The sequence below is a fragment of the Vibrio sp. 10N.247.310.23 genome, from assembly GCF_041467155.1.
Lineage (GTDB): Bacteria > Pseudomonadota > Gammaproteobacteria > Enterobacterales > Vibrionaceae > Vibrio > Vibrio crassostreae_C.
Genome location: NZ_JBFSTZ010000035.1, coordinates 1 through 20,368, shown reverse-complemented (window position 1 = coordinate 20,368; position 20,368 = coordinate 1). Strand labels below are relative to the sequence as shown.

Here is a 20,368-nt window from a genome sequence, read left to right as displayed (position 1 = left end):
GACAACCACGATAATCGAGTGCTGAACATAACTCAACTTTTGCAGTCACTAAATTATACTGAGCATCGATTTCAGTCAATTTGGAATTCAGAAAATCAAATTCTGTAAGAAGATCTGCATACTTTGATGTAAAGCCTGCGTTATAATTATTCAAACTGTAATATCTAGTCAACCTAGCTGTCGATAACTCAATTTGACTAATTTCATAATGCCTTTGCGCTGCATATAGATTAATTAAAGAACTGTTCATAACGTCTACGACCGAACTAATTACATTTTCATAATTTAAATGTGCCGTTGTTAAATCAGCATTAACTAAGCCCATATTAGTAGTCCGCTTATGCCACTCAATAACAGGAAAAATCAATAATGAAGACATAGAACCAAACGGATTTTCAAAAATTTCACGCAGTTTTTCACCTTGAGTACCAATGCTCCCAGATATCGAAAATTGTGGATACCAGGCAACTTCTTCAAGTTCGAAATTTAGTTCACTAGATTTAATTTGAAGCATAGAACCTAATACGCTATGATGTGTACCTGCGAATTTTGGCAAATCAGAAAATGTCACGTCAGGTAAATTTATGACATCAACTTCGCTAATTTTAATTATATCGATAAATTCAGTATTCCCAGAAAAAAATTCAATTCTGTTAACTGAATTGAAAATTTCTTCCTTGATATTTTCAATTATAGCCACCGCGGAGTCTAAAGATTGTTGAGCGGACAGGACCTCAGAACCAACAGAAACGCCAGAGTCTAATCGTTCCCTTTCAATTTTCAAGATATCAATACGGATATCTTTGATTCTTTTATATACATCGAGCTTCAACTTGTTAGAAGATATTGACACATACTCGTTAATAACTAAAGTGGTTATGTCATTCTTAAGGCCTAAAAAGTCTAAAAACGATAACTCTTGGTCTATCGACATCAACTTATCTTCAATATTTTTTTTACCAAAAAAATCAACATCATAAGACAAACCAAAAGAGGTACTATAGTTACCACTAGATTCATCTCCGTGGTCCAAATATTTTGAATGAGAAGAACTAACATTAATATTCATCTGAACACCCTGTTCATCATCTTTCTTTTTTGTATTTAGTTCCCCTTTTTTGATGTCTAGTATAGCTAAGTTTAACTCGAAATTATTGATAATGACACTAGCTAACAATTCATTAAGGTAAGGGGCAGTTAACAAATTAGATTCTTCTATATCATATAACCAATCACCCTGTTCATTTTCCACCTTCGTTTTTTTTTCGTAATCAAAGTAATTACTTTTAATATTACTACAACCAATGATAAGCAATAAAAACAAATATAAACACTTTTTAAAAATCATCGAGAAAGCGCTTCTATAGGGTTTAATTTCGAAGCCTTAATGGCAGGTAACAAGCCGAATAATAACCCAGTAAATAAGGAAAATGTCACGCCAACAAAAATGGAATAAGAAGACAATATAATCTCAAAATCAATTAATATATTTTTCATCACAATTAATGTACCAACGGACAATAGAACACCTAAAAAACCACCTAACAATGTAACAAAAAGGGACTCAATCAGAAACTGTTCAAGTATATTTTTTTTTGATGCTCCAATTGCACGACGCAATCCAATCTCTGAATACCGTTCACTAACCGAAGCCAACATTATATTCATAATTCCTGATCCTCCAACAAACAAAGAAATAAAAGAAATTGACAAGATAAAAATTGAAAATAAATTTTTCACTCGATTAAGAGATTCCACATACTCTTTATCTGACCAAAATGTATAACTACCTTTTGTAATCTTATATAAGTAATCAATAATGATTTTTTCTAAATCAGACTCAATTGCTGTAAAGTGAAACTCGTTAATAACATTTGAATTACTAATTCGATGGATAAATGTAGTATACGGGATCCAGGCAATAGGTTGTGGTGTGCGTACGTCACTCTGTTTTACTATACCTATAATAGTAAAAACCATGTTATCGATAATCAATTTATTGCCAATTGAATCATGCGTTCCAAATAGTTGTTTGTTTAGAATTTCATTAATCACAACAACAGTTTGACCAAGTTCCACCTCTTCTTGATTCATTAACCGACCAATTAAAAGCTGTAACTTAATTAGATTCTTAAATTCATGAGATACGCCAAGTATTGTACTGGCATCATTTGAAATATTATTATCATATTTTTTGAAGGCTCGCTTTATTTTCTTTTGCGTGCGTAAATATGGCGAAATATATTTAATTTCTTTAAATGTTTTTAATTTATTGAACGTATCTTCTATTAGCAGTCCATCTTGCTCTCCATAAGATGCAGCTTGAACCGTATTATTTCCCATTCGTGACAACTCTGATATCACTTGTTTTTCTACACTTTCAGATACAGACAAACTAAGTACAATAGTTGCAATACCTACTATTACTCCTATGAGACTTAAAAAAAGCTTTATCTTATTATTTTTATACAAAAAAAATAAGTTTAACAACACGGTTTTCATACGATACGGAAAATTATAACCTTGTATTTCATTATGATTAATTTTATCATTAACAACAGAATCCTCATTAATACCATTTATAACCTTACCGTCCGAAATTGAAACTTGCCTATCGCACAACTCAGCAATACTCATATCATGAGTAACTATTATTACTGTAGTTCCATCTTTATTTATTTCCTTTAAAATATTTATTACTTCTTCACTATTTCGTATGTCCAATGCACCAGTTGGCTCGTCAGCCAAAAGAATTCGAGGTTCACTAACCAAAGCTCGCGCAATAGAAACCCGTTGCTGCTGCCCGCCCGATAGCTCACTTGGCTTATTAGAACTCACTTCTTTAATATCTAACCGGTTTATAGTCTCTACAAGGGTATTCGAATAGTAATGTTTTTTGCACTTAAAGTATAACAATGGTAATTTAATGTTCTCTAAGCAACTAAGGTAAGGTATTAAATTATATGATTGAAAGATAAAACCAAAATAACAACTCCTAATCTTAGCCCATTGTTCATTGTCATAAGACTGCATATCACAACTATCTAAATGATAATCTCCACTCCAGTTAGAATCCAAGCCAGAAATAATATTCATTAATGTAGACTTTCCCGAACCAGAACTCCCTACTATAGCTACTAACTCGCCTTCATGAATATCTAAGTCAATCTTGTCTAATACAACAGTATTATTACTATTTTTATGGAATGATTTAGTTAGATTTCTAATTTTAATCAAAGGCATTAATCGATTCCTTCTAAAATCAAAACATCACCAACTTCAATTCCGGAAACCACTTCGGAATTTAAAAAATCATACAAACCTAATTCGACTGTTTTGGTGATAACATTACCATTATCTAGTACAGTAATATTCGCAACTCCATTTGTGTCATATCGAACATAATGGCTAGGAACAATAACAACATTTATTTCTTCCATTATTTTTATTTTCGCACCTACTGACATACCAATACGAACGTGTTCTGACAGTTCTCGGGGAACATGGAAAGAAACATTATAAATAACACCTTTTGAGGTTGAACTGTTACTTAATGGAGTCAAATCAATATTCGATATTTTTGATTTATATGTCTCATTTGAAACACCCAAGATATGGAAATCCACAACATCTCCAATAGATATATTCGAAATATCGTACTCCGATATAGGAATTCTCACAATATATTGGTCAGAACTTGCAACTTTTATCAAGTTACTTACTTGCTGAGTTGAAACCAAAGTTTGACCTTTATCAACCTGTATTGACACCACTGTTCCGTCAATTGGAGAACGTATCATTGTGTAAGTCAATTGAGCTTTTTTTGAGTCCACCGCCAACATCGCTGTCTCTTTAGAAAGTTTGCTACTTTGCAAGGACGCTTTGCTTTCCAAGTATACAAGATTTTGCTCTTTCAACTCTTGTGATGTTTTGCTTCCAATCTTTACTAAATGTGCAATGAGCTCTAACTGTTCTTGTTCATATAGAAACCGTTCGCGACTCACATCAAAATTTGCTACAGCTATCTTCAGTTCATTCTGTGCTGTTTTAAGCTCGTTTGCACTTACAGTAGGGTCAATTTCGATCAACAATTGACCTTGTGAAACTTTATCGCCTACACCAACCATTAATTCGGTAACTTCCCCTGAAACACTGGCACCAACATCAATCATTTTAGCGGCCTCAATCACACCGATAGACTCTACATTACGAGTGATACTGCCAATCGAAACAACATGCGTCTTCCGTCCCTGAAACTTATTTGGACTGCCAATGATGTTCACATAAATAAAACATAATAAAATTAGAATAAAAAGTAACAAAAAAGTGTTTTTTTTATTAGTTGCAATTTCACGAGAATTCACTTTCATGATCCTGATTTTTAATATTAAGATCAATGATTTTATCTGCCTTCCTAATTGAAGAAGGGTTATGACTAGTAAAAACAATCGTTTTTCCTGTTCCTTTCAATGTACTCATAATTAAATCACAACTCAACTCGTCCAAATTACTCATAGGTTCATCTAACAATAAAGTATTCTTATTTGAAAGTAATGCTCTACATAATAATACACGTTGCTTTTCTCCTGAAGAAAAGGGATTTGTATAATCATTAATTTTCGTATCTATACCTTGGGGTAATGATGCTATAACCTGTCCCAAACCAAGCTTTTCTATTAAAGTAAGGATATCAGAGTCACTATGATTTGCATCAAACATTGTGATATTCTCACGTACAGAACCACTAATAAAGTCTTGATTGGTAGCATGATAATAATTTGATGAAATAATCACGTTATTATCCATCTCGCCCCCATCATCATTCAACAACTTAATATTACAATATAAACCAGACAATATTTTTAATAACGTAGTTTTACCCGAACCAGAGCAACCAGTAACAGCAACTAACTGCCCTTTAGTTATTATCAATTCGGGGAAAATAATTGAATTTCTATCAGACTTTTTTTCGACAATGCCTACATGATGGAGCCCTCCGACTCTATCGCTATCGAACTGGTGAATGCTGTTATCTTTTTCAAATTCAATAACGTCTTTTCCTCTTTCCTGTGCTGCATCAAAAGCGCCAAACGAGTCATTTATTTCAATCAAACGATTAAAAGAAGTAGAAAACACCTGCTTAACATAAAAAAACAAAAATACAGATGATAAAGGGGTGTTATTATATTGAATCAACCAAAAACACAAACATAATGTCAATATCATATCAAATATCCCAATAATTTCTTGCATTATTGGGAATTTCAGATGCTTTAAACCAGATTCAATGTTAAAGTCTACGAGTTGATTCACTTTCGAATCATTTACTACGCAAAGATTCTTACTTGCCTTTTTTGACTTTATGTCAGAAATTGAATTAAAAGATTCCACAAAATGCTTAAATATATTTTCTCGATAAGATTCTTCAACTATGCTAATTTGACTTAAATTCTTCCTCGACACCCAAGCTAAGAATGATGATATGCAAGATACAGATAGTAAAAAAAAGGCCAAATATGGGGAAATGTAACCAACAATTAAAAATGAAATTATAAGTTGAATAATACAGATAATTAAAGTGTTATAAATAGTCGATTTTGCAACTTGCGCACCTACAAATTTAAGTGCCCTATTAGCAACATCTGTTGAGGTCCGACGCTCAAAAAAAGACATCTTATTATTTAAAAATCGAGCATACATTTTATTACTTTCTTTGGCCATAGTTGCGCCTTCTATTATCATAGTTCGCTTATAGCCTTGCCTAATTATAACCACAGAAATTATTTGCGCTATTGCCAGATAAAATAACATATGAAAATCTAGGTTTTCAAAGTTCTTAAAACCGTTATTTATATTTAACATTATTGCCGGCAATATCAAAGATAGTAATGTGGATAATAAACCATAAATTAATAAAAGAGCGTCAAGTTTTATGACTTTATTCTTAAACTGGAAAATGTTAAAAAAGGAATTATTAGCGTTAAGCTTCTTTTCTTCATCCAATACGATAGCGTATCCGGATAAGCTCATTTTTAATATTCCAAGTTTTAATACCTGCCTACCTAAAGCGGGATTCATTACAACTGCACAATAACTATTAACCTTCTCCAATACGACATAATGGCTGTCATTGAGATGAAGAATGCAAGGAGTAGGCAACTCTTGAATTAGTTGAATGTTAAATAAAACTGCACGAGCATTAAGATCTAATTTCCCAAAGAGTTCAGTTAAGTCATAAAGGCTAGTCCCAAGATCTGATGGTCTGCATAATGTTCTTAAATAACTCAAAGGCGCATTTTTATTATGGAGCTCAGCTATACTACTTACACAAGCCAACCCACACTCAGCCATTTCACCTTGTAAACACACTGTATTCATTATTTAACCTTGTCGATAGAAGAATGAGGGAAAATGCCAAAGTAACCACTGCTTGTAATGCATTCCTCCAATTACATGCTCTATCAATAATGGAAGATCATGCTTAACATTATTTTTTTCAATAATAGGTAATATTTCGATTTTCAAACGCCCATTTTTTAAAAAAATATAATATGGTAATACATCTTTTCGCATTAAAGAAGGAAAATTAAAGGGGCCAGCATGTAAATTAGATTCTTTACCAAACAATATTGATTTTTTATAAGAGTGACTTTGACCACTCCTCCTGGTGTATTCTGGTAGTGCGTCAGGAAAAACTGCAAAATCAGCGGTATTATTTCTTACTTTCTTTACTATTTTTCTTATACCTCGTGAGGCGTCAGTTTTCGATTTCACAAAGGGATTGAATAAATACAAATCTCGATTGTTTTTTTTCCATTTTTCAACGACATCCCCCCAACGCTTTTTCCAATCACCTTCATCAACATCACTAATAACATATAATCTATTATTTGACGCACCCAAGCCAACAATCACTGCTATTTCATCAGAAAAAACATGCAACGGATATAAAATAACATCACAGCCAGTTTGGTTCTTATATTCAACTCTAGATTCTTCAAGTTTTTCAGAACAAAAGTTAATTTCATTACAAATAACTTTATTGCCATAACACATCATCTGTACATACAGTTTACAATACATATCAAAAAATGCTTTGTTAGGTAAAAAACTATGTTTACCTACGATTTTTTTTGTGTTACTTCTAACACTAAACCCATTAACACCCAAACAAAAAATAAGTGAATATAAAGCACTAAACGAAAGACAAACATATAAACACACTTTAGGAAATGAAGTATTACAAGACCCAATGATTACCCTAAAAATCAAATAAAAAAAAGCCGCCATCCTCTTTAAAAGCATAACACCCAGTTCCAATAGTGAATAAATACAAAACAAAATTTCACTTCCATAAGAATGGTGGCGCCTTTCTTTAAAACGCCACCATGATTAAATACTAAATACTTTTATAACCTTGAGAATAATTACCGCTACCACAAACGTCGTTAGCTTTTTTGTTGCTCATCTTTTTGTCATTGGAGTATCTAGTGAAATTATACCCACGTTCTACAACTTGCCCACCACTAATATAACTAGGAGCGTAACAATTTATTTCCCACTTCCCACCAACAATCATTCTTGATTCATCTAAATTTACATTTTTCATTTTTCCACCTTACATTTTACATTTTTACATTTTACAACATTTAATGTACAAACAGAAAGAACAGGCACATACCACAACCCATTGCTAAATCATTTATACACACCTTCATTAACTAATATTTTTGCAATGAATTTTATTTTCACCAAGCGTATGAGTCGAAGATGAAAATGAAAATGAAAATGAAAATGAAAATTGACAGCTAACTTTTATCAACCTTCAAACCAACGCTCACCTTTCTTCCATTGTCGTAACCGAACTTCCATTTGCAAATGCAAACATTGGTAACTGAATAAACACAAAAGAATTTTCCATCCAACTTTTCAGACGCAAGCTGATTATCGCTAATTAGATTAATTTTAAATCCCAAACCCAAGTCAGTGCAATAGCATCTCGCCGAAAATATTTTTCTACCTGCCAACAAATCTTGAATGTAAGAAATTAAATACACTCACCAAAGATTAATAGGACATTAATCCTACGATTTTTATATTTCCTTGCTTTTATTTTAAACTTTTGAACTACGTTAGTTTTTGATTAACGAAACCCTTAGTTCTATTCAATAGCCCTTTTGTACCAATTTCTCCATAAAAATAATGTTCCGTTTTTATTAGCTTCGTTAGTAATGATGCGCCCTAGATTCTTAATTTAGTTCCACTGAATTACATAACAAAGCCGAGTCGCTGCGTCAGCGAAACAGCCAGGGTTAGCGAAATGGCGTCAGGAAAACCACCAATACCAGTCAGTGCGAAAAACCCTAACAGCTGAAGTTGCTAAGCTCAAAAGGCAATTGGCTGAGCAAGCTGAAGAGCAAGATATCGTAAAGAGGTCTGCCACCTGCTTCGTATATGGAATCTACGAGTTTACAAGATAAGAATGTGCAATGGAGTAAGATCCGGTCGTATATTCGGTTTTTCATTCAAGGAACGACCTTCTAACCTTTGATGCATGCGTATCTACTGTCCTTGGCGCGAAAAAACTTTTTATAACATTGCGAAGTAGTCAGGGCCTCAGTAGGCTGATCTAACCATTGAACATAATTATTTGTAATCTGTTAATTCATTTTGCAAGCAAGTAAAATACCTTTGACTGATGTTTTGTGTTTTAGCGTAGCATTGCCCAAACTGTTCTGACTGTTTTGTTCGCTAATGCGATACAAGCCCTTTTGAAACCGACCCTATTGACAAACTAGATAAGCCACGTCTGTTTTTCGTTAGTAGGTGCTATGGCTGTCGATATATGTATGCCATATCACCAAGGTACAGCATCGAGCGAAGAGCCCTAACTCTGCCAAGTTTATTAGTCCCTTCATTGTCATTTTACCACCTAAACTGTATTGCTTAGGTGGTAGCCTGATAAACGCTGATGCTTGTCGACCGCTAGTAAATTGTGTCCCATCACCCAAATTAGCATAAAGCATGGTGGTGGTTACCTCACGAACACCTTCAAGAGCCATGAGTCTTTTACAGGGTTCTATTTGGCTAGTGGTCGCATTCATTATTTCTGAATATGGTTTAACTCATCTTGCAGGTAGAACATCCCTTTCATAATGTGTTGAAGTCACTAATGCAGCTAGGCCTTTAACAATACCGTATTCGTTATATGATATTTCGCATGTGCAACCCCAACGACACGATAGTTTTCGAAAGAAACTGGCGATTTGCTTCAAGATACATCAAAGTTTGTTGTTCAATCGATTTGGGTTTGCTGTATTTTCTTCTTATTTGAAATGTTGCATTAGCGCTAGCAAACGCATCATTGGCCCCAGTTTTATGACCCTCAACATAGGCCTTCACTTTTTAGGACTAATTATACGCACTTCGTGGCCGAAGGACTCAGCGTATCTCCCCCTGTAGTGATAAGTAGCCTTCTAGATCAACAAGGGATGGTTTGGCTTTAGCAAAGAGCTCCTTAAGCTTCTGCCCGCTGATAGCTTTGTTACAGAGCAACTCTCCCTGGGGGCTTATATTGCAAACCTAAAATAGATTTTTCTCTAAGTCTATGCCGATTCCGTTAGTTCTTAGCATGATGACACCTCATTTTACTTTTCCTGCCGATGCTTAAGTTTGGCAGAGAATGAGTGGACCCCATACATCGCAAAAAACTAAAGTAGATTACGATGAGTTTATGTTCGAATACCTACAATGTTCTCCGCATAGCTATGGTGTTAGAAGCTTCACGAAGTGGATTTTATTACTGAATTAAGCATCGCCACAAGGTCACCCAGCGTGAGGCAATACACCAAAAGCTTGATAAAAAATTCAAAATAGCTTTTGACAATAGTAAAGGTCGTGGTGGCTCAATGCGTATCCACAAAGAGTTGGCTGATAGTGGGGAGATCCGTAATGCTAAAACCTTACCACCAGTATGAAGTGTCAGGAATTAACGCCGAAATCGTTATACCGTCTTATTGATGTCGCCCTTCTCTATTAGCGCAAATCGTAGCGATAAAATATCACTATGCATGATCTCTTTATCGACAAGAATCGATGTTCGGCCAATATAGTATATCAAGCTAAGTTGTAAAAAGATGATTTAGCGAATACAAATGAGCAGCGAGGACTATAGTCATCTTCTTGCTTGGAACGCGGCAAAGAACTAATAACAATCCGTCCAAAGATCGATAGGAATGAAAGACACCGTATTAGTTGGCGTATCTGTGTTGATGCTTGAAAATCAATGAGTCCATTTAAAGACACTTGCTCTATAAGCAACTCTTAATCAAAAAATCTCTCGGTGCTAACTATCTTCTTGATATTTTAGTCAATAATCTCATCACTTGACTTTTTGTATCAGATGTAACTTTAGTTATTGTTATGACATGTTGTTGTAAGAAAAAATGGATTGTAAGGATACGCCGGACTTTGATAGAAAAGTTTCTAGGTGTAAAAGCAAAATACATGTGTAGACATTGTCGTACTACGTTCAAAGTCAAAGGACACTAATAGTCAGACCGAACACTGTATTAAGCGACACATGTTCAACGGCATACATTTGCTTCGCATTTTATGATGAACAAGGGGATATTTTGTTGTTACAGCGTATTCTTATTTTGCTCCAGAATATTTGATACTAGCTGTACACATCAATCCTTTAGATAATTAATGGCGGCAAACGTAGTAATCGACAGTTTTCACTGTCGACTTTTGCTATTCAGAGCATCATTTTATCTATTCCAAATCAAGGATAACCTTGCCAGAAAGCCAGCTACGCATAGCATCAAAGCCTTCTTGGAAATTATCAATATTGAAGAATTCGCTTTATGTCTAGAACTGACTGAATCAAAGAGGATAAAGTAAAAAAACTGATGCACAGAAACTGAGGACATGGCAATAGTTACACTTAACTGTTCATGTTGATACACCCTAAACCATGGGTGTGGAAGTCAGTTTTGTTGCAACATGAGGCTCTAAAAAAGAAAGTTGGTATCTCATTGATACCAACTAAAAAGAATGCAATGCTTTGGGAATGATGTATTTTATAACTAGAAGCAGTTAACTTTGTCGACAAGAGCTAATAACAAAGAGAGCCAAAGTTGACTAAATTAATTAACCAATAACTTTTAGTGTTTTTGGTTATAGTATGTGTAAGACAAATCCCAATAATACTTGAGTTATTTTAAATGAAACCAGAAGTACATAGGTTTGAGCTATCAATAAATAGCACTATCTCTGAAGTCTATAGCCACTTTACTAAGGCAAATAGTGACCAAATCCTCGATAGAATGTTTGAAGGTCTTCAAAAAAAACTCCGCAAAATTAACTGCTCAGAGAGAGAAAAGGAATGCACTTTCATTAATGTGTATATTGCATACGGCAAAAGACAAGAGGACTTTGATGGTAAAGGAAAGGCTTGTGAAATTTTGTCTACAAGGAGAATCGAAAGTATAATAAAGACTCACTCTAACCTTTCGCCAGAAAACCTACTAGGTGAGGCTTTACGCTCTTTAAAGCAGTAATCTTGGACTTTGACACTTTCTGATTTAGCGCAGGATAGCTAAAAATATGAGCAGAAAAATTAAGAGTAATTAAACATCATTAACTCGTTTATGTCCGTGCGACCTGAAGTCGTATGAAACGTTGTTCACCACTATAAGAGTGACTGAAGGTATGGTACGCCCCGACCCTGTAAATAATAACGTGCTGATTTGCGCCAATGTATTCAGGGTTTTTATGAAGTCACTACACAACTTCGCTCTGCGATGAGATCCGCGCCAGATTGTCTTCATAACCATCGAAGCATTTTAATTTGCTTGTCCACTCAACAGGTTTCAATCTGGTGGTCTAACCATTTTGTCATCACTTATCATCATTGCAAATCTGGTTTAAATTTTTAGTGAGAATTCTTTATTTGTGACCAAAACAGACCACGCTATTTTTGCGAGCTTATTAACTAAAGCAACAACAACCACATTAAATGGTTATGCACGTTTTAGATTTTGCATATTTCGGGATTATCCGATCACCCATTTCGGTTTAAACCGATCACTGATTCCGCGATTATCCGGTCACTTTTAACTTATCTCCGAAATCGGTGTTCGGAATAGCGAAAACCGCGGTCGGAATGTCCGAAACCCTACCTTTTTCTCTTTTAAATCAATAGCTCGCTATTCTTTACTTCTTAAACAAAAAAGTAAGGAAGCGACCGTGGCAAAAAAGAGAACTCCAATGAACAAAATCGTAAGCGCGTCATAAACCCCGCATTCTAATCGCCTAGCGCGAAGAATAAGATCAAGTCTCCAACCATAAGGAGATTTGAAATGGGAAAACGACGCACCAATCAAGAATGGCAAACGCTTATCGAGTAATCTGAATCGAGTTCACTGTCGACACTCGCGTTTTGTAAGCTCAATGAACTCAATCCCTCAACGTTCTATGCCAAGCGCCAGCAACTCAATAAAACGGACGTATCTCTAGGCTTTATCCGAGCTGAAGTCGTCGAAAAGACAACAAAGTATCAAGCTCAAGTAGCAACGGCTAACATGACGCTGCTAGTCAATGATGTTGAGCTGAGCATTCCACAAGGCACGCCAGCGGTCTATCTCGCAGAACTCATCGGTGCGCTATCATGAAACGTATGCTCAGCGCTCCAGAGATTTATCTATATCGTGACAGCGTCGATTTTAGAAAGTCGATCAATGGTCTTGCTGCGATTATCGAAAGTGACACCGACTTACCCTTGGCAAGCGGCGCACTGTTCCTGTTCACCAATAAACAGCGTGACAAAATCAAGATATTGTACTGGGATAAAACTGGCTTTGCTCTTTGGTATAAACGCCTCGAAAAAGCCAAGTTCAAGTGGCCATCAAAAGAGAAAAATGAGGTGTTTACCCTAACTCAATTCGAGCTTGATAGACTGCTTTCTGCCTTCACGATTATCGGCCATAAACCCGTTCGAATAAATGATTTCACAATGACTTAATCGATAATAAAGCCTTATCCACCAAGCGTTAACGGCATGACTTTAGTATAATAAATGCCATGAAAAAGACGCCAAATATCAACCCAGAAAGTCAAAATGTTGCCGAGCTACAAGCGATGGTGAAAGCGCTAATGGCGTCAGAAAGCCGATTGAAACAAGAGCGTCAGTCGCTACTTGAACAACTCAAGCTTGCCTTCGATCGCCAGTTCGCTAAACGCTCGGAGGTGTTAAAGCCTTACGATGCATCTCAAGGTGACCTCTTCAACGAAGTGGAATGTGAAGCTGCCAAGGAAGAAGAGGTTGAGGTTACGACGAGCACCACAACGAAGAAGCGCGGTAAACGTAAGCCACTTCCAAAGACCTTGCCTCGTGAGGTTATCGAACTCGATTTAGATGACAACGAAAAACAGTGCGCTTGCTGCCAACATAGCCTGCATAAAATAGGTGAAGACCGCAGTGAAAAGCTAGAGTTCTCGCCAGCGGTACTCAAAGTGCTGGAATATGTTCGTCCTAAATATGCTTGTCGTCAGTGCGAGCAAACTGAAGACAACAGCCGTATCGTTCAAAAGCCAGCGCCAAAGCATTATCCCTAAAAGCTTTGCCACAGAAAGCTTGTTGGCCAATATTATCCTTGGCAAATACCAATACGCAATGCCACTGTATCGCCAAGAGTCGCTATTTACCCAATCGGGTATCGAACTATCGCGCACTACTATGGTGAGGTGGGTTATCCAAGTCAGTGAGAAGTTCGCACCGCTTTATGCCGCCTTGAAAACACACCTATTAGAGCAAGTAGTGGTTCAAGCGGATGAAACACCGTTCAATGTGCTCAAGGAAAATAAGCAGTGCTATATGTGGCTCTACTGCTCGGGCGCAGACTCGCCAGAAGCCGCACTTCCCAAAGTGAAAAATATCGCCTTGTACGACTCTCAAAACAGTCGCGCGAGGGCGTGCCCTGTTGCCTTCTTGGGGGATTACAGTGGTTATCTGCAAACCGATGGCTATGGTGCCTATGACGGCCTTCACCAAGTGACCAATGTTGGCTGCTTGGCGCATGCACGTCGTAAGTTCATGGATGCTAAGAAGCTTCAAGGTAAAGGTAAGTCAGGTAAAGCAGATAAAGCGCTGGCTAAAATCCAGAAGCTCTATGGGATAGAATCCCGCTTAAAAGGTGCGTCTCTCGAGACACGAAAAGCAGAACGTCAACAGTACGCTAAGCCAATACTGGACGAGTTGTACGAATGGATGACAACTCAACAAGTGATAGCGTCTAGCCCGTTGGGTAAAGCGATTAAGTATACGCTCGGCCAATGGCCGAAACTTATCCGCTATATCGATGACGGTCATCTATCTATCGATAATAATCGAGCTGAACGGGCAATTAAACCGCTGGTCATTGGCAGGAAGAACTGGTTGTTCTCGACCACTGCAAATGGCGCTGACGCGAGCGCGATGCTTTACAGTATCGTCGAGACTGCGAAAGCCAATGGCCTTATCCTTTACGACTACATGGTCAAGTGCATGAAAGAGCTAGCGAAGGCTGAGCCAGATATCGATGCGCTCCTACCTTGGAACTTCAAACACTAACAACATCGCCCCGTGGGTTCATGGGGCGCATACGAACAAGCTTACGCTTACACTCAGTTCTGCGAGCACTTCACTCGCTGGTTCAAAACCAAAAAGCGCAACATGCGTCCGCTCCATGTCGCAGGTGACAAGCTGTTTATCGATTACTGCGGGCCTCGGCTTCAAGTGGTAAACCCTGATACAGGTGAAGTGCGCGAAGCCGAAGTGTTCGTGGCGACCTTAGGCGCGTCAAATTACACCTATGTTGAAGCCTTCCCTAGTCAAGGTAAGGCTTACTGGTTAGAGGCGCATGTGAATGCGTTCGAACACTTCGGCGGTATACCACAGATCTTGGTTCCCGATAATCTGCGTAGCGCGGTCACCAAAACCAATCGCTATGAGCCGAGACTTAACGACAGCTATCAAAAACTGGCAAATCACTATCAAACCGCTGTGATGCCTGCTCGCCCCTACAAACCGAAAGACAAAGCCAAAGCAGAGAATGCCGTGCCCCTAGTTGAACTCTGGATCATGATGCGGCTACGACACCAAACCTTCCATACCTTCAAAGAACCGAACCTCGCCATTCGTGAGCTTATGAATGACTTAAACCAACGTGAGATGAAACAGTATGGTGCAAGTCTTAAAGCGCTGTTCGACAAACTCGATAAACCTGCATTGAAGCCGCTACCTAAGCAGCGATACCTATATACCGAAACCAAACAAGCCAAAGTCGGGCCTGACTATCACATCGAATATCGCCGTCACTACTACTCGGTTCCTCATCAACTTGTTGGTCACCATGTTGAGCTAGAAACCTCCAACCGTCTGGTGCAAATTTACCATCAAGGTAACTTGGTCGCCCAGCACCCACGTAGCCAAAGGGAGCGCGGAAACAGCCCTCAACCAGAGCACATGCCGAGTAATCATCAAAATCAAAAGTGGTCGCCTGAGCGCTTACTCAACCTAAGCAAAGCCCATGGAGAGTCGCGCCTAAAGCAAGCCTGTAAAGATTCACTAATACTGACAAAACCCAATTACACTTTCGTCAACAATCTACTCAAGAACAATCGTGAAAGGCAACTGAGTAAAGACAAAGCGAATACGCCGAACCTTGTTCACAGTAATGTTCGAGGCCCAAACTGTTATCACTAGGAGAAAGGATATGAACGCACTCAATCATCAACTCAAAAACCTCCGCTTGAGCCATGCGGCGACAGCAACAAGAGCAACTGACTACTTACGCAGAGCTGGACTTCAAGGAGAGGTTAAGCTTTCTTCTGGAAAGCGAGATCTTGAACCGTAGTCAGAGCAAAATCCAACGCTTAAAACGACAAGCTAAACTGAGAGTGTATGCGCAACCGAGCCAACTCATCTACAAAGAGGGACGAAACCTCAATCGCAAAAAGATGAGCGAACTTCTGACGGGGAGTTATCCGCACAAGCACCAGAACATCTTGAGCACAGGCCCAACAGGAGCAGGTAAAACGTATCTTGGCTGCGCACTTGCAACCAGCTCCTGCGACCAACAACAAACGGTCAGATACTACCGATTAACTCGCTTGCTTGATGATCTGACCGCAGGCCGCCTGGATGGTAGCTATCAAAAGCAACTTCAATCGTTGGCTAAGAAAGCGCTACTGCTCTCTTGATGTCAGACTCCCTGAACGGTTCTCGATGATCTAGAAACTCAAGAAGAGTTATGCGGTGAAACAGCTTTGCGAAGTGTTCGGGGTTCATCGCAGTAGTTATCGTTATTGGGTAAATAGAACTAAAGCTCTAGCGTCAGAGCGTGTACTTATTCGCGCCGAAGTTCGACAAGCTCATGAGATTAGCAATGGTTCCCCCGGAGCGAGAACCATTGCAGACATAGTGACAACAAAAGGTATTCCGCTTAGTCGTTACCGTGTGAGTAAGTTCATGAAAGAACTAGAGTTAGTCAGTTGCCAAAACATACGTACAGAAAAACACAGCAGGAGCAGGCTCCTATACCTAACCATCTTAATCGTCAGTTCGCGGTAACTGAGCCAAACCAAGTCTGGTGTGGCGATGTGACCTACATCTGGACGGGGCAACGATGGCCTTATCTAGCTGTTGTCATTGGCTTATTCGCTCAAAAAATCCTTGGTTGTGCAATATATCACTCACCAGATAGCGCATTGACTGGGAAGGCGTTAACCATGGCTTATGAGAGCTGAGGGAGACCACCTGGCGTGATGTTCCACTCGGACTAAGGTTGCCACACTATACGAGTAAGAAATATCGTCAACTACTATGGAGATATAGAATCACTCAAAGCATGGGCCGTCGAGGTAACTATTGGGATACTGAGATTAGAATATAAGTACAGACTGTTTGTACTGACCCGTGCTGGGATTGGCTGAAATGTCTTTGTATTGACCTGTCTTTCAAAGAGTCTATTCAATTCTATCGACTCAGTTGTAACTTAATAAGAGCTTTGTATTGCATCTCCAGTGTCCCGTCCTGCTGGGCGATTCACACAGGAGAGTGATTAAATGAACAGTAACGATCCCCGCTACAAATTGTATTTAGGTGTAGATACTCATTTGGGTCTTCATGTTGCAACACTTATCAATGAGCTTAGTCAGGTTGTTAAAAGTAAGTCATTTAGTGTCGATCTTGCAGGTTATCGTGAGCACTTAGCATGGTGTAAGTCTTACGGGTTCCTTCAAAAAGCTGGCATCGAAGGTACGGGAAGCTCTGGTGCTGAACTGACTAAATTCTTGATAAGAATGGTATTGATGTATATGAAGTGATACGAATGAATCGAATGGAGATACGTCTGAAAGGCAAAACAGACGTTATAGATTCAGAGAATGCGGCTAGAAGCGTATTATCTGGAGAAGCAGCAGTCGTTCCTAAAAACCATGCAGGACCAGTCGAGTCATTACGGAGCCTGCTAATGACCCGCAATAGCGCTGTCAAAGCAAGAACTCAGGCGATGAATCATATACGAGCTCTTCTTGTATCAGGTCCTGATGAGCTAAAACAGTCCCTTTACCAGCCAAAGCCTAGTGCGTGTGCAACCGCACGCTTAGCTCGGTGCTCTAATAGTAGCGAGCCATTAATGATTTCGCTTGTGCTGTTGGCACAACGTTGGAACTTCCTTAATGACCAAGTAAAATCTCTTGATAATGCTTTGAAAAACTGACTTTGAACACAGCTCAAAGCCTTGTGTCAAGGTTTGGGGTCGGCACAAATGTGGCTGCAACGCTCTTAGTTGCGACTGTAGACAACGCCAACCGATTAAGGAAAGAATCATCGTTTGCAGCCTTGTGTGGCGTTGATATGACCCCTACTGTCAATAAGAGCGTAGAAGTTTCTGCTCCCACATTTCAGAGCCTTTTGTTTATTTTGAGATAGTGTTAACGCATAGATGAAGCAAGTAATTTCGTCGGTTCTCATGCTGATATACGTGGATTACTCATCGCGTGATGAGTAGCGCCTACCTTACTTATTTCGTCGTGGCACCTGTCTTCAGTCTATGCTCATGGTTCAATAAAGCGCGAGCTTTATTGCCATCCTAACGCCGTCGGTGTTTGTGCCACACCCGATGCTCCATCAAATGCGTTAACACTAATTCTTTTCTCATGCAGGCAGCCTTGCAATCCGTGTTTTTGGATCGACTGCGCTCACGACCACCTCTCTCGCGATAGCCCAGATATACGCGATCATTTCTCTTGCGATAGCGGCGGAGACGACATTTCGATGTTTGCCTTTTTGTAGTAATCGTTGATAGCGGCGACATAATCGTTGCTGAGCATGCCAAGCAATATCGACAATTTCTTTGGGCAGCCCTTCTTGTCGCAGTTGCAGTTCGACGGAGATATTAGCTTTGTGCTTATAAGTATGTGCTCCCTCAATAATCAATCGTCGTGCTCGGCTGTTTCCGCATTTGGTTAGGCTCCCTCGTTTCATTTTTCCGCCACTTGAGCTTTCCGTCGGTACGAGGCCTACATAAGCCATAAGTTTTCTTGGATGGTCGAAGCGACGTAGATCGCCTAGCTCGGCAATGATGCCGAGAGCAACAAGTAGTCGCCTCCCCCCCGCATGGCCTGGATGGCTTTGACAACAGGGTAGTAACGCCAGTTTTTGACTTGGTGTAATAACTCGTTATCCAACCGTTGTAATCTTTGCATCCTCTCACTGATGGTGATGATCATCTCTTGCAATACAATTTGTTGGCTGTGATGGGGAATAATGAGGTCGGTTAGCCACCGTAGATGCTTTTAGACCAGTTATCATTCACAGTTGCTTGTACATTATTGCTTAGAAGAAAGCCTTTGAATTGGAACTTTGCATCTTTAAGGTCTTTCATCGCGGTTTCTCGAGCCCTTGATAAATCTCTTATCGCCTCGTCTTCAGATTCAGGAACATAAATAGGTGTTAGCTCTTCAGCCTTAAAAAGCTGGGCAAGTTTTACAGCATTTCTCTTATCTGTTTTGACTCTATTCCCTGACTTCTTAGGAATAAGGGAAGGGGCGATGACACAGCAGCAATGCCCAAGGCTGGTGAGCAATCGGTATGTCCAGTATCCACAAGGCCCGGCCTCGTAGACAAAATGGAGGGTGGCTTTTGGGTATTTAGATTGCAGTTGCTGTGTGAGTTTAATGAGTGCGTACTTGTTAGACTTTATCAGTCCCAAATGTTCAAGTTTAGTCCCGCGTTGTTCTTGCAAGACGGCGACTTGGATAAATGACTTATGCGTATCTAAGCCTATGAAAATTATGCTATCGTTATTCATGCTAGCCTCCAAATTTAGTTGTTCGAACACACTAATTATGGCTCTGGCTTTACGCTAACCCACGAAATTGGAGGCTAGCACCTCGTGTGGGTCATTATGTCTAATCCAATTCCAGTGTCATCGGGGAAAACTACCCGGCATAGGTTGAATCGAGGAGGTAGCCGTAGTGCGAATAACTCTCTTTGGACCGTGGCAATAGTTAGAATGCGTAGTGATCCCAGAACAAAAGACTATGTTGCACGAAGAACAGCAGAAGAGTTATCAACTAAGGAAATAACTCGCATCTTAAAACGTTATATAGCGAGAGAGCTATTCCCGTTAATACTGAAAGATCTAGCGAGTATTCAGAAGCTTAAAAACGGAATGGGTGCCAACGAATGGCGATAGAAGTTTTACAGAGGCGTGCCAAGCAATAACAGATTATCTGGTTGATTATTACAACCAACATCGGCCACATCAATACAATGGTGGATTAACACCAAATGAATCAGAGCGACAATTCTGGTTTACCCATAAAACCGTGGCCAGTTTTACTTGACCACTTCAAGTGTTATCACACACTGATACTCTCCCCCTTCCCTCGGTTGCCTTCCTCTAGTATTAAAGAGTCGGTATACCCAAACTCATTCACCAAAATCTCATGAACCTTGACGGCCTTTACGGTGGAGTAAAAGTCGGTTGAATTCACCCAAATCACGTGCATGGATATGTCAGCGGATACTGTAGAACGAACGGCCATGTGACCCCCTAAGCGCCAAAACGCACATCGAAACAAAATCCTGAGCACTTAAACGTTCCCTCCCCTGTTGTCACAAAGCGCAACGCTGGAAACACAGACCCGTAAGTGGTGTACATAATGATGCGATCCACTCGCTCGTGCAGAAACCATTCACCAAAGCCAGCGCCATTTAATTCGATGAAAAAGTCACGTATTTCATGGAAAGCAAAACGACGCGACACCAATTGCGGAAACTGCTGCTTGATAGCGTCAACGAACCCTTGGTCTTTTA

At 39.1% G+C, this 20,368-nt stretch carries 12 protein-coding genes and 11 pseudogenes; 14 read left to right on the top strand and 9 right to left on the bottom strand.

The features are described from left to right. The 7 genes and pseudogenes from AB6D93_RS21165 to AB6D93_RS21135 form a co-directional block, all read right to left on the bottom strand. A partial coding sequence (locus AB6D93_RS21165; RefSeq protein ID WP_372139373.1) for a TolC family protein occupies window positions 1-1,348 on the bottom strand: 1,348 nt, incomplete at its 3' end. Further along, window positions 1,345-3,243, bottom strand: coding sequence for an ATP-binding cassette domain-containing protein (locus AB6D93_RS21160; protein WP_102332071.1), 1,899 nt, complete (start codon window positions 3,241-3,243; stop codon window positions 1,345-1,347). The genes AB6D93_RS21165 and AB6D93_RS21160, both read right to left, overlap by 4 nt. Further along, entirely contained in the window at window positions 3,243-4,364 is a 1,122-nt protein-coding gene (locus tag AB6D93_RS21155; protein WP_157938690.1) for an efflux RND transporter periplasmic adaptor subunit, read from the bottom strand. Before AB6D93_RS21155 ends, AB6D93_RS21160 begins: the two co-directional genes overlap by 1 nt. Further along, window positions 4,351-6,378, bottom strand: coding sequence for a cysteine peptidase family C39 domain-containing protein (locus AB6D93_RS21150; RefSeq protein ID WP_102332069.1), 2,028 nt, complete (start codon window positions 6,376-6,378; stop codon window positions 4,351-4,353). Before AB6D93_RS21150 ends, AB6D93_RS21155 begins: the two co-directional genes overlap by 14 nt. Window positions 6,379-6,381: 3 nt before the next feature. After that, on the bottom strand, window positions 6,382-7,305 hold the full coding sequence (locus AB6D93_RS21145) for a hypothetical protein (RefSeq protein ID WP_102332068.1): 924 nt from the start codon (window positions 7,303-7,305) through the stop codon (window positions 6,382-6,384). Between the two features lie 94 nt (window positions 7,306-7,399). Further along, window positions 7,400-7,609: a hypothetical protein gene (locus tag AB6D93_RS21140; RefSeq protein WP_102332067.1), complete on the bottom strand. Its 210-nt coding sequence runs from the start codon at window positions 7,607-7,609 to the stop codon at window positions 7,400-7,402. Window positions 7,610-8,710: 1,101 nt separating this feature from the next. Next, window positions 8,711-9,573: pseudogene (locus AB6D93_RS21135) on the bottom strand (transposase). A gap of 130 nt (window positions 9,574-9,703) precedes the next feature. On the opposite strand from AB6D93_RS21135, the pseudogene AB6D93_RS21130 reads away from it, so the two are divergent. The 12 genes and pseudogenes from AB6D93_RS21130 to AB6D93_RS21075 form a co-directional block, all read left to right on the top strand. Continuing rightward, window positions 9,704-10,000: pseudogene (locus AB6D93_RS21130) on the top strand (IS3 family transposase); the annotation flags it as partial. A gap of 575 nt (window positions 10,001-10,575) precedes the next feature. Then, window positions 10,576-10,711 (top strand): annotated as a pseudogene (locus tag AB6D93_RS21125) (site-specific integrase); the annotation flags it as partial. Window positions 10,712-11,228: 517 nt separating this feature from the next. After that, window positions 11,229-11,564 carry a hypothetical protein gene (locus AB6D93_RS21120; RefSeq protein ID WP_102332066.1) on the top strand — a complete coding sequence of 112 codons (336 nt, stop codon included), beginning with the start codon at window positions 11,229-11,231 and terminating at the stop codon, window positions 11,562-11,564. Window positions 11,565-12,365: 801 nt separating this feature from the next. After that, window positions 12,366-12,677, top strand: a pseudogene (gene tnpA / locus AB6D93_RS21115) (IS66 family insertion sequence element accessory protein TnpA). Then, window positions 12,674-13,027 carry an IS66 family insertion sequence element accessory protein TnpB gene (gene tnpB, locus AB6D93_RS21110; protein ID WP_102332065.1) on the top strand — a complete coding sequence of 118 codons (354 nt, stop codon included), beginning with the start codon at window positions 12,674-12,676 and terminating at the stop codon, window positions 13,025-13,027. The pseudogene tnpA and the gene tnpB overlap by 4 nt, the downstream one beginning before the upstream one ends. A 59-nt stretch (window positions 13,028-13,086) precedes the next feature. After that, window positions 13,087-14,614 (top strand): annotated as a pseudogene (gene tnpC / locus AB6D93_RS21105) (IS66 family transposase). A gap of 33 nt (window positions 14,615-14,647) precedes the next feature. Then, window positions 14,648-15,748, top strand: a pseudogene (gene istA / locus AB6D93_RS21100) (IS21 family transposase); the annotation flags it as partial. A gap of 10 nt (window positions 15,749-15,758) precedes the next feature. Beyond that, window positions 15,759-16,239 (top strand): annotated as a pseudogene (locus AB6D93_RS21095) (ATP-binding protein); the annotation flags it as partial. After that, window positions 16,211-16,919 (top strand): annotated as a pseudogene (locus AB6D93_RS21090) (IS3 family transposase); the annotation flags it as partial. The pseudogenes AB6D93_RS21095 and AB6D93_RS21090, both read left to right, overlap by 29 nt. A gap of 190 nt (window positions 16,920-17,109) precedes the next feature. Beyond that, window positions 17,110-17,370 (top strand): hypothetical protein, encoded by a 261-nt coding sequence (locus AB6D93_RS21085; protein WP_102332064.1) that lies wholly within the window; start codon window positions 17,110-17,112, stop codon window positions 17,368-17,370. A gap of 5 nt (window positions 17,371-17,375) precedes the next feature. Continuing rightward, entirely contained in the window at window positions 17,376-17,765 is a 390-nt protein-coding gene (locus tag AB6D93_RS21080) for a hypothetical protein (protein WP_133154268.1), read from the top strand. Between the two features lie 23 nt (window positions 17,766-17,788). Further along, entirely contained in the window at window positions 17,789-17,977 is a 189-nt protein-coding gene (locus AB6D93_RS21075; protein ID WP_372042840.1) for a transposase, read from the top strand. A 225-nt stretch (window positions 17,978-18,202) separates the two neighbouring features. On the opposite strand, the pseudogene AB6D93_RS21070 reads toward AB6D93_RS21075, so the two are convergent. Then, window positions 18,203-19,358: pseudogene (locus AB6D93_RS21070) on the bottom strand (IS110 family transposase). Window positions 19,359-19,454: 96 nt separating this feature from the next. Between AB6D93_RS21070 and AB6D93_RS21065 the strand changes: the two are divergent. Further along, entirely contained in the window at window positions 19,455-19,745 is a 291-nt protein-coding gene (locus tag AB6D93_RS21065) for a transposase (protein WP_102332062.1), read from the top strand. Beyond that, window positions 19,696-19,896 (top strand): annotated as a pseudogene (locus AB6D93_RS21060) (IS3 family transposase); the annotation flags it as partial. The gene AB6D93_RS21065 and the pseudogene AB6D93_RS21060, both read left to right, overlap by 50 nt. Before the next feature lie 209 nt (window positions 19,897-20,105). On the opposite strand, the pseudogene AB6D93_RS21055 reads toward AB6D93_RS21060, so the two are convergent. Then, window positions 20,106-20,368, bottom strand: a pseudogene (locus tag AB6D93_RS21055) (hypothetical protein); the annotation flags it as partial.

Coding starts and splice junctions, on each gene's coding strand:
- AB6D93_RS21160 (WP_102332071.1), bottom strand. CDS start 3,243: ATGCCTTTGATTAAAATTAGAAATCTAACTAAATCATTCCATAAAAAT.
- AB6D93_RS21150 (WP_102332069.1), bottom strand. CDS start 6,378: ATGAATACAGTGTGTTTACAAGGTGAAATGGCTGAGTGTGGGTTGGCT.
- AB6D93_RS21145 (WP_102332068.1), bottom strand. CDS start 7,305: ATGCTTTTAAAGAGGATGGCGGCTTTTTTTTATTTGATTTTTAGGGTA.
- AB6D93_RS21140 (WP_102332067.1), bottom strand. CDS start 7,609: ATGAAAAATGTAAATTTAGATGAATCAAGAATGATTGTTGGTGGGAAG.
- AB6D93_RS21120 (WP_102332066.1), top strand. CDS start 11,229: ATGAAACCAGAAGTACATAGGTTTGAGCTATCAATAAATAGCACTATC.
- tnpB (WP_102332065.1), top strand. CDS start 12,674: ATGAAACGTATGCTCAGCGCTCCAGAGATTTATCTATATCGTGACAGC.
- AB6D93_RS21085 (WP_102332064.1), top strand. CDS start 17,110: ATGAACAGTAACGATCCCCGCTACAAATTGTATTTAGGTGTAGATACT.
- AB6D93_RS21080 (WP_133154268.1), top strand. CDS start 17,376: ATGAATCGAATGGAGATACGTCTGAAAGGCAAAACAGACGTTATAGAT.
- AB6D93_RS21065 (WP_102332062.1), top strand. CDS start 19,455: ATGTCTAATCCAATTCCAGTGTCATCGGGGAAAACTACCCGGCATAGG.